The sequence below is a fragment of the Flavobacterium hibernum genome (assembly GCF_000832125.1).
GTDB classification, from domain to species: Bacteria; Bacteroidota; Bacteroidia; order Flavobacteriales; family Flavobacteriaceae; genus Flavobacterium; species Flavobacterium hibernum.
The window spans coordinates 53705-66378 of record NZ_JPRK01000010.1; the positions used below are offsets into that span (position 1 = coordinate 53705).

A 12674-nucleotide genomic window follows, 5' to 3' on the forward strand; every position below is an offset into this window, starting at 1 on the left:
TTTTTATACTAAAGTACTCAAATATTCATAAACTTTAGCTGTTGGTAATCCCATTACATTTGTGTATGAACCTTCGACTTTTGCAACTGCCATAAAACCAAACCATTCCTGAATACCGTAAGCTCCGGCTTTATCATAAGGTTTGTAATTTTCGATATAATATAAAATAGCTTCGTCAGACAAATCATTAAAAGTTACTTTAGTCATATCATTTATTATAGTAGAAGCAGCGTTGGTTTTAAAACAAACAGATGTAAATACTTCATGCGTAGCATTGGACATCGATTTAATCATTTCAAAAGCTTCCTCAGCATTTTTTGGCTTTCCCAACGCTTTATTATGATGCCAGACTATAGTGTCGCTTGTAACTAAAATTTCGTTTTCTTTTAATTCTCCATCAAAGGCATTTGCTTTTAATTGAGCCAAAAAATCCGTTATTTCGACTGCTTTTAATTCTGGAGGATAAATCTCTTCAACATCTTTTAATCTAATTTCAAAATCAAGATTTAAATCTTTAAAAAACTGTTGTCTACGTGGAGATCCTGATGCTAAAATTAAAGTATATTTCTTAAGTTTTTCTTTAAGCATTGTATTTGATGTTTAAGTTGATAACTAAAATGGATAAAATTCCAAAGAATAAAATCAATTTTAAAATAGTACTCAAATGATGAAAATCTTTTTGAGTTTTTGCCGCAAATATTTTTACAATAAAATATAAAAGTGGCGCAAGAACAAAGGCAAAAGCGTAAAACGTAGCGATAAAAAGTCCGTATTCTACAAAATAGGTTTTAATATAAAGTGTGCAAAGAATTAAAGGAATTATAGCAATTCCTAATGCGATTTTTGCTGAACGACTAATACCAATTGCAATAGGTAAAGTATTCATTCCTTGGTTGTAATCTCCATTTACATCTTCGATATCTTTAACTATTTCACGAACGAAGTTAATCATGAAAGCAAATAAGGCATAATCTAATAATATAGAAAAAAGAGCAGCCATTTGCGCTTGATTTGCCGCATCTGTAGCCGGAAAAAGATCGTAAACACCAATAATAAGAACACTTATCGAAAGTAATAGAGCAACAACAAAATTACCTAAAATCATTATTTGCTTTAATGTTGTTGCATAAAAGTAGAGTAGGGAAGCAATCAGAATAAAAAGTGATGCAAAACCAGGTCTTAAAATAATATTTGATAAAAGAAAACCAAGAGCAACTCCAGTAATATTAAGCGCGATGTAAATGTTGTAAGCCGCGGTTTCTGAGATTCCTTTTCCAATTACAACATCATTTGGTTTATTGATTGTATCTGAAGCAACATCATAAATATTGTTGATTACATAACCAGCTGCTGCCAATAAAACAGTGCTTAAAACCAATAATCCATATTGCCAATCTGCCAATGCTAAAGGAATATTTTGCTGCTTTAAAAAAGCATAACGAAATAATACTTGCATAAAAGCAAGCATCAAGAGATTTTTATATCGAATGAGTTTGAGGAATTTCATTTTTTGTCGAGTTACAAAGGTTCAAAGCAACAAAGGTTCAAAGGTCTCGGCTTATAATTAACAATTGATAATTAAAAATTCACAATTAATTAATCGTGTTTGCCGCTAAAATGTTCCATCCATTTCCCTTGTACTTTCATTACTTGTTCTATAACGTCACGAGCAGCACCTTTTCCACCTTTTACGTGTGAGATATAACGACAAATATTTTTAATTTCAGGGCTTGCATCTTGTGGACAAGTTGGTAATCCAACCAATTTCATTACATGAAAATCAGGAATATCGTCGCCCATATATAAAACTTCTTCTGGTTTAATATTATGTTTTTCAGTGTATTCTTGAAAAGTTTGAACTTTATCCGGAGTTGCCAAGTGAATTTCTGAAATCCCTAAATTACGTAAACGAATGCGAACGCCTTCATTGCTTCCGCCAGAAATAATGCATACATTATAACCACTTTCAACAGCCGCTTTCATTGCATAACCATCACGAATATTCATCGTACGAAGCATTTCTCCTTCATTGGTTACAAAAACAGAACTGTCTGTAAGTACGCCATCAACATCAAAAACAAATGTTGTGATGTCATTCATTATTTCTTTATAACTTTTTGCCATTATTTTGTATAGATTGTGTTAGTATTTTATAAATATTCTTTTGATTTTCATTCGATAAATACTCCAAATGCGCATCAATTGTAGTAGAATCATGGCGTTTTGCCGGTCCTGTTTGCGCATCAATTGGAGTTAATGTATTTATTTTCTCTGCAGTTTCCTGAATTAAAGGTTTTAAAACTTCAAAAGGAACTTTGTGCTCATCGCAAATTTCCTGACCTATTTGATACAGGTGATTGGTGAAATTATTTACGAAAACTGCGGCAACGTGCAGCGCCTTTCTTTGATCTGAATTTATTGCAAAAACTGCATTTGAAATGCTTTTGGCTACTGTTTCTAAAACCCTAAAGTCAAATGTATTCTCGGCTTCTAGACACATTGGAATGGTAGAAAAATCAATTTCTTTGTTTTTAGAAAATGTTTGAAGTGGATAGAAAACGCCTTTTCTATTTTTAGGATCTAAAACATCTAGTGAAGCAGCTCCCGAAGTATGAACCACAACTCGGTTTTGAAAAGGTAATTGCTTAGAAACTTCAGAAATAGCTTTATCTGAAACGGCAATAATGTATAAATCGGCTTCTTTTAAACTCTCGTAATCATTTACAATTTTATCAAAATCAATTAAAGAAGCCAAAGTTTCTTTTTTTCTCGAAAATACCTGTACAATTTCAACAACTTCACTTTTAGCGAAAGCTTTTATCAAATGTTGTGCAACATTTCCGGAACCAATTAGGGTTATTCGAATCATATCGCAAAATTAGCATTATTTTTTTAAGGATAATTATTCAAATAAATTTTTGCCACAGAATATAAGGATTAAATGATTTTAGACATCGTTAAGAAAAGCGAAGAATTAGCTAAAATCTTTTTAATCTGTAAAATTTGTCTCTAAAGTGAATATAAAATAGAAGTAACTAAATTTGTAAAGGTAAGCGTACATTTTTATCAAAAAAGCAAAAAACAATGCTTGATATTTGGTTTTTATTAACAAATTACACTTACCTCAAATCAACATTTTTAAGTATTTTTGTGCCACTTTTATACAATGTAATTCCTTAAAAATGGATAAAAAAATATTCTCTTTTTTGTTTTCTACAAGATTAATGGCCGTTCTTTTTTTAGCATTTGCAATCGCGATGGGTGTTGGTACTTTTATCGAAAGTAAGTACAACACAGATACAGCCCGAATTTTAATTTACAATACATGGTGGTTCGAGGCAATAATGGCCGTTTTTGTGCTTAACTTCTTCGGAAACATCAAACGTTACCAATTATTAAAAAAAGAAAAATGGGCAACTCTATTACTTCACGTTGCTTTTATCTTTATTCTTTTAGGAGCTTTTATTACGCGTTATATTAGTTACGAAGGTATGATGCCAATTCGTGAAGGCGCTGCCGAAAATCAGATTTATTCAGACAAAACATTCTTAACTGTCTTTGCAGATGGAGAATATAAAGGTCAAATGAGAAGAAGACCTTTTGAGAAAGATCTTTTATTATCTCCGGTTACCAATAATAATTTTACATTATCAGGGAAATTTGATGAAACTCCTTTTGAAGTGAGTTATGTAAATTATATTATGGGAGCTAAAGAAACCGTAAAACCTGATCCAAATGGCGTACTATACTTAAAATTAGTCGAAGCTGGTGCAGGCGGTCGTGAAGAGCATTACCTTAAAGAAGGAGAGGTTCAAAATATTCACAACGTATTATTTGCTTTAAACAAACCTACTGAAGGCGCTATAAACATTAATACAACTGGCGAAAAATATACTATTCAAACTCCTTTTGAGGGTGAATTTATGCGAATGGCAGATAAGTTAAAAGGTACTGTAACTAAAGATAATGTACAGCCATTAATGATGCGTTCTCTTTACAGTATTGGTGATATCCGAATTGTTTTCCCGGATCCTGCTGTAAAAGGTGTTATTGATTATGAATCTAATAACGATTATAAAGCAAAATCTCATCACGATGCCTTAATTGTAAAAGTTAAAGCTGAAGGGCAAGAAAAAGAGGTAAGACTTTTAGGTTCTAAAGGTAGTGTGGGCGAGCCACAAACCGTTAAAATTGGTAAAATCGAATACAGCTTATTCTACGGAAGTAAAGCTTATGTTTTACCTTTTAAAATAAAATTAAACGATTTTATCGCAACAAAATATCCTGGAACAGAAAAAAGTTATTCTGCTTTTGAAAGTAAAGTAACCGTTTTAGATTCTACCGAAACTTTTGATGCTGATATTTATATGAATCACGTTTTAGATCATAAAGGATATAGATTTTTTCAATCGTCATTTGATCCGGATGAAAAAGGAACCGTATTATCTGTAAACCACGATTTCTGGGGAACTTCGATTACTTATTTTGGATACTATATGTTATATATCGGATTAATGGCTATTATGTTTACCAAACATTCTCGTTTTGCTGATTTGAAACGTAAGCTTGACGGCGTAAAAAAGAAAAAAGAAAAACTTATTACCATTTTGGTTTTAATGATTAGTTTGAGTGGTTTTGCTCAAGCACCACACGTTCATACACCAGGTCACGATCATAATCATACAGCTGATCCAAATGATCATGCCAATCATGTTACAGCGGCGCCAAGTCAGAAACAATTAGATTCGTTATTGACGATTTATAAAGCACCGAAAGAGCATGCTGCAAAGTTTGGTCGATTGATTATTCAGGATGCTGGAGGTAGAATGAAACCTATTAATACTTTCTCATCTGAATTGTTGAGAAAAGTAAGTCAAAGTGATACTTACAATGGAATGAACTCTGATCAGGTATTCTTATCAATGACGCAATACGCTCAGGTATGGATACAGGTACCGCTTATTTATTTAAATACAAAAGATGATAGTATTCGTAAAATTATTGGTGTTGACAGAAAAGTAAAATTAGCTCCTTTTGTAAAGTTCTTTGACGAAAACGGAAACTATAAACTTTCTCCTTATTTAGATGCGGCTTACAAGGCAGCAAATCCAAATAGTTTTGAGAAAGATTTTATCGACACCGATAAAAAAGTAAACTTAATGGAATCTGCTCTAAGTGGTAGTATTTTGAAAATTTTTCCAATTCCAAATGATCCGGGCAATAAATGGATTTCTTACTTAGAATTACAGAATGCTGGCTTGAAAGGAATGGATTCTACTTATGTAAAGCAAATTTTGCCACTTTATTTTAGTGCGTTAAATAATGGCTCTATTTCTAAGAATTGGGATACTGCCGATCAATTGGTTGAAAGTATTAATGGTTTCCAAAAGAAATTTGGAAGTAAAGTAAGACCTAGTGATAAGAAAATTGATCTAGAAATCGCTTATAATACCTATAACATTTTACCAAAAATGATTACCTGGTATTCACTTGCCGGAATCTTTATGTTGATTTTTACTTTGCTAAATATTTTCTTCGATAAAAAGTTTTTACGTATAACAGTAAATGGTTTTCATATTTTAATAGGTATCATATTTGCATTTCATACAGTTGCACTAATTGCTCGCTGGTATATTTCTGGTCACGCACCTTGGAGTAATGCTTACGAATCAATTGTTTATGTAGCCTGGGCAACGATGTTCTTTGGATTGGCTTTTGATCGAAAATCAAAACTTACAGTAGCTTCTGCAGCATTTGTAACTTCTATGATTTTCTTTGCAGCAAATTTAAACTGGATAGATCCTGAAATCGCTAATTTACAGCCCGTTTTAAACTCGTATTGGTTAATGATTCACGTAGCGGTAATTGTTGCAAGTTATGGTCCGTTTGCATTGGGTATGATATTAGGTTTTGTTTCATTATTGTTAATTTTCTTTACGAATGAAAAGAACAAAGCCAAAATGGAATTGAACATTAAAGAGATTACCTATATCAACGAAATGGCTTTAACAATTGGTTTGATTATGTTAAGCATCGGAAACTTTTTAGGCGGACAATGGGCCAACGAAAGTTGGGGACGTTACTGGGGATGGGATCCAAAAGAAACTTGGGCTTTAATTTCGATTATGATTTATGCTTTTGTAATTCACGCTCGTTTTGTTCCTTCATTACGTGGTAAATGGTTCTTTAACTTAATGAGTATGTTTGCTTTTGTATCGATTTTATTTACATACTATGGAGTAAACTTCCACTTAGTTGGTTTGCATTCATATGCAAGTGGAGAAGCACATTCTTTAAGTTGGATTTGGTATTCATTAGGAACAATTTCTATAATTGGAGCCATAACATATCCTAAATACCGTAAGTATTACAAAACAAAAAAAGTAAAGAAATAGAGAATTATTTAAGTTCTTATTAATTCATAAAAAAAGGTTCAACTTATGTTGAACCTTTTTTTGTTTAAATTTTTACTTGCTTAATTCACTTTATACAATTTCACCTTTTTTAAACCCGTTTGGATACATAATTGCAATTAAAACAATAATCAACAAGAAGTTATATTCTGCACCATTTCTTCCTCCGCCAACAACAAACCAGCCTTCCTGAAAATGAACGAGAATAATTCCCATAATCAAAACAAAAATGGTCACAAAACTTGCGAGCTTCACATATTTATTTAAAAGTAAAAGTACTGCAGCAACAATATGTGATAATTTTATGGACCAGGCTAGAAAAACACCAAAAGGAGCAAACCCAATTTGATTTAAATATAAATTTCCAAAGTCGTTAATCCCGTTATTAAAAATTCCAACAACAGAGTGGGTTAGGAGTATAAAAGCAACGGCAAATCTTAAAAGTAAAGTTCCATTCATAATTTGGTTATTGAGGTTGTATAATTAAAAAAAAAGCGCGTATTAATTCAATACACGCTTTAAGTTTTATAAATGAATCAGTTTTTAGACTTTTCCTAAAGTATACAATTGAGTCATTGTTGGAGTTAAACTTCCTCCGGCAGGCTCCAGTGTAATTCCAAAAGCTTCTGCTGAATCTGTTTGACTAACGGCAAATATTTTTTGGCTGTTTCCTTCAAAATTATCCAATAAACCAATACTAGTTGGCGTAAGAACTGGACTAAGTTTTAAAGACCAAACTTGGTAAACCATTCCTTTTGGAGGTTTTGGTAAACCAGCAGCATCAACATAAGTTGTTTTGGTATCTTTATTCCAGTAAATTTTTGCAAAAGAGTTAGGAGAAACAGCTTGTCCGCCAAGAGTTACACCAGTATTTTTAATATCTCTTACAATAGTTAAACTTTTTTCAATTTCTTTATTCTGTTGCCCTAGAAAAGCATAATCTCTTTCGATTTTGTTCTTTTCAGTACCAACAGTAGCAATAGCTTCTTTTGTTTTGGTAAGTTCTAAAGTTTGATAACCAAAGCCCAAAAGCAATAGTACAGCAGCTGCCCAGCCCACATATTGAGACCAGTTTGAAGCTGGTTTCATATCGACTACTTTGCCGTGTTTCAGTTCTAAACGAGCTTTTATCTTCTCAAAATTTGCTACCGAATGAAACGGAGAGAAACTTGAAGACAAAGCCACAATAGCTTTCTCGATCGAAATGATTTCCTGATGAACCTCAGGATTTTTCTTTGCTAGTTCGGCTATTTCTAAATTCTCAGTTTCGGTCAATAAACCATAAACATAAAGTTCTAGAATTCCTGATTCTATATATTCTTTTGCTTCCATTATATTTTTAGATAATTTCTTAAGTCATTAATACAGTTTCTGTTATGTGTTTTGATAGTTCCCAGTGGCATTGCCAATTCTTCTGAAGCTTCTTGTTGGGTATATCCTTTGAAAAATAATAAATCAATAATCTCAATACATTTTGGTTTTAACTTCTTTACAAATTCTTGAATTCCAATAGTATCAATTCTATTAACGAGTTTATTACTGTCTTCTAACAGATTTACGAAATTATCCGATGAAAGGTTTTTTTGAGTGTTACTAAAATTTTTAGATCTCAATTTATCGATAGAGGTATTTCTAGCAATATTAAGGATCCAGGTATAAAAACGTCCTTTACTTTCGTTATACGAATCAATGTTTTTCCAGATTTTTACAAAAACTTCCTGCAAAACATCTTCAGCTTCTTCACGATTTTTTACTAAAACATTAATGACCGAAAATAAACTTTTTGCATACATATCATACAAATGGGTAAAAGCTCTTTCGTCTTTCTTGTAAATTAAAACTAATAATTCTTCTTGACTCATAGATTTGGGTTTTAAGTTAAAACAAAAAAAATAGAAACATTTTTATTGGCTCGAGATAAAGATAATTTATTTTTTTGTGAAAATTAAAAATTTTTTAACAGTCTTAAACCTAGAAAAATAAGGAGTTTAAAAAAAACATCACTTTTTTTTTACTTTTTTAAAACCAAAAGCAATCCAATTACGTAAATGCTATTATAACATCAAAATAATATTTAGCAAAATAGCAAAAGGATAAAAAACGAATCAGAATTAAAATATTCGTTCTGAAGATGTTTATAAAGACGTTGATGAAATTTAACATTTATTCAAAATAAATTGTAGAATAAATCTCAATAATTAAAACCAAAATGTCATGAGTTACGTAAATGAAATTAAGATACTAATTATGGCTTTGACATCTGTATTAGCCGTAACAAATTTCAATAGTAAAATGATTTGTTCAAGTATTGTTCTAAATCAGAATGAAGATTTTGTTTGTAAAATTATAAATAGTTGATGTCTTCGGACTTCCAACCGAAAATTTTAAAAAGAATTTTAACTATCAATTCATGCCCAAACTAAAGAGTTAAGAAATAAATGCCCGCAAAATATATATAAGAAGGTATAAAATTCTAAAAATATAATTTTCACAATAACCGGGACATCAACTATAATTACAGTATATAAGCCAAAATGCACAATAATTATTTCATGGTTTGATTTGTTTGTATGGGGGAAGCCTAGCGTCTGATTAACGCTAGGCTTATTTTTTTATTTAACTTATGTTTAATAAAAATAAAGCCTTCAAAGCCATTCTGTAAAAGAGAATTTAACTAATTTTATAAAAAAATACAAGATGAAAAAAATAGCATTTATAGCCTGTTCCGTTGTCTTTTTGTTAAGCACACAAATTCAGGCTCAATCAAAAAAAAGTAAATTATCTAAAACAGATAAAGACATGACAAAAGAAACGATTTACCAATTTAAGGTTGATGATTTATCTGGAGACACTTTTGATTTTGCTTCTTTAAAAGGCAAAAAAGTGATGATTGTAAACACAGCATCAAAATGCGGATTAACCCCGCAATACAAAGATCTTGAAGCAATTTACAAAGAATACAAAGATAAAGGTTTTGTAATTGTAGGTTTTCCAGCCAATAATTTTGCTTCTCAAGAGCCAGGAACGAATAAAGAAATCGAAACATTTTGCCAACAAAATTACGGAGTAACTTTTCCAATGATGGACAAGGTTTCTGTAAAAGGAGACGATATGTGCGAAGTGTATAAATTCTTGACTCAAAAATCTAAAAATGGCTTACAAGATTCAGAAGTTGAATGGAATTTTCAAAAGTATCTGATCAATGAAAAAGGACAACTGGTAAAAGTCATTAAACCAAAAACGTTACCAACAGATCCTGAAGTTATCAATTGGATAAAAAGTTAATTAGAATAACTATCTAAACCATAAATCCACAAATTTGAATGCAAATTTCAAGTTTGTGGATTTTTTTTTATGAAATAAATTCTAAGAAACAGAAGTTTGATTGATTTTCTTTTTAAAGATTTAAAACTTCCAAAATTCGTTTTTCAATTTCGGGTTCTGAATCAGAATGTCCTCCGTTTTGAATATATAGAGTAGATTTTTTTAATTTAGCATGTAATTCTTCGGCGTATATAATAGGACAAATCGCATCATCTCTACCGTGAATTATAGTGATTGAAATTTCATCTAAAACGCTGCTATTTTCAAGTATATAATTCTCTTCAAGAAAACAATAATTACTTAAATAATGTGCTTCCATAATAGCCAAAGAACGATATGGAATTTGTTTTAAAATAGCATCAATTTCAGAGTCAGTAATTCCTTTCTTGTAAATAGATAATTCATAAAACACCCATTCATAACAATAAAATTCTTTGTTTTCTGGAGTTCCGTACAACATTTGGTTAAGATAGTATTCAGCAATACTTAAAGTTGTCGCAGGAGAAACCCTGTTTTTAAATCTATTCCATTCTTTAGGAAATTCAATTTCGACACCTCCATTTAAATAGTATTCAATAGCATCTTTATTACCTAAAAATACGCCTCTCAATAAAAGACTTTTTACTTTTTCTGGATTTTGAATAGCAAATATAAGTGATAGAGTAGTTCCCCACGAACCACCAAAAATATTTATTTTTTGAATACTAAAATGATTCAAAAGTTTATTTATATCCTCAACAAGATCTTGAGTTGTGTTGTTTTCTATACAGCCAAAAGGCTTACTTTTTGAAGCTCCTCTTTGGTCAAAAAAAATCACTTTATGTTTCTTAAAGTCAAAAAAACGTTTATCATCTTCTGAAAATCCAGCTCCTGGTCCACCATGAACAAACAAATATGGTTCTCCATTTATATTACCACAAACTTCGTAATATATTTCATGGATTTCACTAACTCTAAGATGACCTTTTTGTATTTGATAAGCTATTTTCAATTCTCTTTATATAATTAAATTAAGAATGTTAATGTCTAAAAATCTAAACCAATATCAATTGCATAAAAACCAAATCAAGCCAATGATCAAATTTGTAACCTACTTCACGAATAGTTCCAGTTGCTATAAATCCAAATTTTTCATGAAAAGCAATACTTCCGGCATTATCGGCGTCGATTGCGCCAATCATAACATGATAGCCTTGCTCTTTTGCCAAACGAATTAACTCGGTTAATAATTGAGATCCAACACCTTTTCCTATCACATTATCAACCACATAAACAGAATGTTCTACTGTGAATTGATAGCCAATTTTTTCACGAAATTGACCGTAACTTCCAAAACCAACAACTTCGCCATCTAAATCGGCTACAACAATAGGAAGATTTTTTGCTTTCTTGTCTTCGAACCATTTCGTTTGCACTTCAATAGTTTGAATGTCATAACTATAATTTGCCGTAGTATGTAAAATTGAATGGTTTACAATTTTTAGAATTTTTTCTAAATCGTTTGTAGTTGCCGGTCTAAGAATCACGCTCATGTTGCTATTTTTTTCTACCTTTTCTCGAATGACATATTTCAATTCAATTCGCGAATTTGGGGCTATTTTTATTTTTTATTAAGTTCTGCGAGTAAAGAATCAACTTCCTTAGCATCCCAATTCATTTCCTTCGAAATATCTTTGGCATCTTTGGCATATTGCAAAGCCAATTTCTTGTCTTTTATTTTATTATAAAGTCTTGCCAAGAGTAAATTTCCATCATAAGAATCGTTTAATTCTAAAGAATGTTTTACCCATGAAATGGATTTTTTTAAACTCTCAGTATCAGAAATATGCTTCAAGTAAGTTTGTCCAATTTCTTTTAGGAAACTAGCATCATTCCAAACTAATTTTTGAGTATCGTCAAGTGTTACTTTTTTATAAAACTGCCATTTTTCAGTTCTTTCAGCCAGAGTCAAGTCAAATTTAAAAACAAGAGAATCCGTTTTCTGTAATCGAATAGATTTTGCAATTTCTCTTTGTTTGTAATAATTTATCGTGTCTAAATTGTCAACTAGCGGACGAAGCATTTCATTAACAATACTTTCAATTTTTCTATCTACACGGTTTTGAGAAGCTACTGCAGCAAACTCTTTTTGATGATTTAAAACATATTGAAATTCTCTGGATTTAATATCAGTAACTCCGTTGGCAATAACACGCCAATTGGTTTCGCTCAACAATTGTGCATCAGATTGTGTATTAAGATAAATATGAGTAGGAACAGACAGATCTGTTCTATCTTTTCCCTTCTTTAAAGTGTTTAAGTATGTAAAATACTTGTCAGAATTGCTAGGATCGGCCAGAAACTGTTTTTCTAAATAAGGTAATTGCATTGTAGGATTCAAAGCATAATTGGCTTCAGCCAGAAAATCAGCTTTTTTTAATTCACCTTTCAATGCATATAAAAGTGTTTCATCATTAGGATCGATAAACAAAAACGTTGGCAATGATTTGGTATTGAATTTATTTTTAAGAGTAATTCCTTCCTCTTTTTCAATATCCTTCCAAGTGCATACATAGTTTTTCTTTAAGAAATCCATGACATTCGAATCACTAAAAACTTCTTTTTTCATAAGATTACAATGCGGACACCAATCGGCATAAAGCATAACAAACAAAGGTTTTCCTTGAGATTTAGCATTCTCTAGCGCAGTTTTGTATGGAACATTATCCGGAACAAACTGATTTTGAGAGTTTACGATTTGTAATGAAATAAAAAGCACTAATGTATATATGAAACGCATAAAGACTCTATTTTGTATTAAAATTCATTATTACAAATATATTCCCTTTTTACAAAAGCGCACTTAATATATTCCTATTTATAAGTTAAATCCAATGCGAAGTTTGTAACTTTGTGATATCAAAAAGAAATTAAACTTGTACATTTCTTTTCAAAAAA

At 31.0% G+C, this 12674-nt stretch carries 12 protein-coding genes; 2 read left to right on the plus strand and 10 right to left on the minus strand.

Annotation, left to right across the window (positions count from 1 at the left end; all coding sequences use genetic code 11):
* Positions 1-3: 3 nt before the first annotated feature.
* The 4 genes from IW18_RS12570 to IW18_RS12585 all read right to left on the minus strand — a co-directional run bounded on the left by IW18_RS12570 (position 4) and on the right by IW18_RS12585 (position 2869).
* Positions 4-588, minus strand: a complete 585-nt coding sequence (locus IW18_RS12570; RefSeq protein WP_041518190.1) for a Maf-like protein — start codon at positions 586-588, stop codon at positions 4-6.
* On the minus strand, positions 581-1507 hold the full coding sequence (locus tag IW18_RS12575; protein ID WP_084607949.1) for a geranylgeranylglycerol-phosphate geranylgeranyltransferase: 927 nt from the start codon (positions 1505-1507) through the stop codon (positions 581-583). Before IW18_RS12575 ends, IW18_RS12570 begins: the two co-directional genes overlap by 8 nt.
* Before the next feature lie 89 nt (positions 1508-1596).
* Positions 1597-2124 carry a KdsC family phosphatase gene (locus IW18_RS12580; protein WP_041518193.1) on the minus strand — a complete coding sequence of 176 codons (528 nt, stop codon included), beginning with the start codon at positions 2122-2124 and terminating at the stop codon, positions 1597-1599.
* Positions 2108-2869: a Rossmann-like and DUF2520 domain-containing protein gene (locus IW18_RS12585; protein WP_041518195.1), complete on the minus strand. Its 762-nt coding sequence runs from the start codon at positions 2867-2869 to the stop codon at positions 2108-2110. Before IW18_RS12585 ends, IW18_RS12580 begins: the two co-directional genes overlap by 17 nt.
* A gap of 313 nt (positions 2870-3182) precedes the next feature.
* Between IW18_RS12585 and ccsA the strand changes: the two genes are divergently transcribed.
* Positions 3183-6395 carry a cytochrome c biogenesis protein CcsA gene (gene ccsA, locus IW18_RS12590; RefSeq protein ID WP_041518196.1) on the plus strand — a complete coding sequence of 1071 codons (3213 nt, stop codon included), beginning with the start codon at positions 3183-3185 and terminating at the stop codon, positions 6393-6395.
* Positions 6396-6485: 90 nt separating this feature from the next.
* Here the strand turns inward: ccsA and IW18_RS12595 are convergent, their stop codons facing one another.
* The 3 genes from IW18_RS12595 to IW18_RS12605 all read right to left on the minus strand — a co-directional run bounded on the left by IW18_RS12595 (position 6486) and on the right by IW18_RS12605 (position 8275).
* Entirely contained in the window at positions 6486-6872 is a 387-nt protein-coding gene (locus IW18_RS12595; RefSeq protein WP_041518197.1) for a DoxX family protein, read from the minus strand.
* 84 nt (positions 6873-6956) lie between these two features.
* Positions 6957-7745: an anti-sigma factor gene (locus IW18_RS12600; RefSeq protein WP_041518199.1), complete on the minus strand. Its 789-nt coding sequence runs from the start codon at positions 7743-7745 to the stop codon at positions 6957-6959.
* Positions 7745-8275 (minus strand): RNA polymerase sigma factor, encoded by a 531-nt coding sequence (locus IW18_RS12605; protein WP_041518201.1) that lies wholly within the window; start codon positions 8273-8275, stop codon positions 7745-7747. The genes IW18_RS12600 and IW18_RS12605 overlap by 1 nt, the downstream gene beginning before the upstream one ends.
* Before the next feature lie 835 nt (positions 8276-9110).
* On the opposite strand from IW18_RS12605, the gene IW18_RS12610 reads away from it, so the two are divergent.
* Positions 9111-9698 carry a glutathione peroxidase gene (locus IW18_RS12610; RefSeq protein ID WP_041518203.1) on the plus strand — a complete coding sequence of 196 codons (588 nt, stop codon included), beginning with the start codon at positions 9111-9113 and terminating at the stop codon, positions 9696-9698.
* 112 nt (positions 9699-9810) lie between these two features.
* Here the strand turns inward: IW18_RS12610 and pip are convergent, their stop codons facing one another.
* The 3 genes from pip to IW18_RS12625 form a co-directional block, all read right to left on the minus strand.
* On the minus strand, positions 9811-10728 hold the full coding sequence (gene pip, locus IW18_RS12615; RefSeq protein WP_084607950.1) for a prolyl aminopeptidase: 918 nt from the start codon (positions 10726-10728) through the stop codon (positions 9811-9813).
* Between the two features lie 43 nt (positions 10729-10771).
* The gene (locus IW18_RS12620; RefSeq protein ID WP_041518206.1) at positions 10772-11269 is read right to left on the minus strand and encodes a GNAT family N-acetyltransferase; all 498 of its coding nucleotides are present in this window, start codon (positions 11267-11269) and stop codon (positions 10772-10774) included.
* Between the two features lie 68 nt (positions 11270-11337).
* Positions 11338-12516 (minus strand): thioredoxin family protein, encoded by a 1179-nt coding sequence (locus tag IW18_RS12625; RefSeq protein ID WP_041518208.1) that lies wholly within the window; start codon positions 12514-12516, stop codon positions 11338-11340.
* Between the last annotated feature and the right edge of the window lie 158 nt (positions 12517-12674).

Coding starts and splice junctions, on each gene's coding strand:
- IW18_RS12600 (WP_041518199.1), bottom strand. CDS start 7,745: ATGGAAGCAAAAGAATATATAGAATCAGGAATTCTAGAACTTTATGTT.
- IW18_RS12595 (WP_041518197.1), bottom strand. CDS start 6,872: ATGAATGGAACTTTACTTTTAAGATTTGCCGTTGCTTTTATACTCCTA.
- IW18_RS12625 (WP_041518208.1), bottom strand. CDS start 12,516: ATGCGTTTCATATATACATTAGTGCTTTTTATTTCATTACAAATCGTA.
- IW18_RS12605 (WP_041518201.1), bottom strand. CDS start 8,275: ATGAGTCAAGAAGAATTATTAGTTTTAATTTACAAGAAAGACGAAAGA.
- IW18_RS12575 (WP_084607949.1), bottom strand. CDS start 1,507: ATGAAATTCCTCAAACTCATTCGATATAAAAATCTCTTGATGCTTGCT.
- ccsA (WP_041518196.1), top strand. CDS start 3,183: ATGGATAAAAAAATATTCTCTTTTTTGTTTTCTACAAGATTAATGGCC.
- IW18_RS12620 (WP_041518206.1), bottom strand. CDS start 11,269: ATGAGCGTGATTCTTAGACCGGCAACTACAAACGATTTAGAAAAAATT.
- IW18_RS12585 (WP_041518195.1), bottom strand. CDS start 2,869: ATGATTCGAATAACCCTAATTGGTTCCGGAAATGTTGCACAACATTTG.
- IW18_RS12610 (WP_041518203.1), top strand. CDS start 9,111: ATGAAAAAAATAGCATTTATAGCCTGTTCCGTTGTCTTTTTGTTAAGC.
- IW18_RS12580 (WP_041518193.1), bottom strand. CDS start 2,124: ATGGCAAAAAGTTATAAAGAAATAATGAATGACATCACAACATTTGTT.
- IW18_RS12570 (WP_041518190.1), bottom strand. CDS start 588: ATGCTTAAAGAAAAACTTAAGAAATATACTTTAATTTTAGCATCAGGA.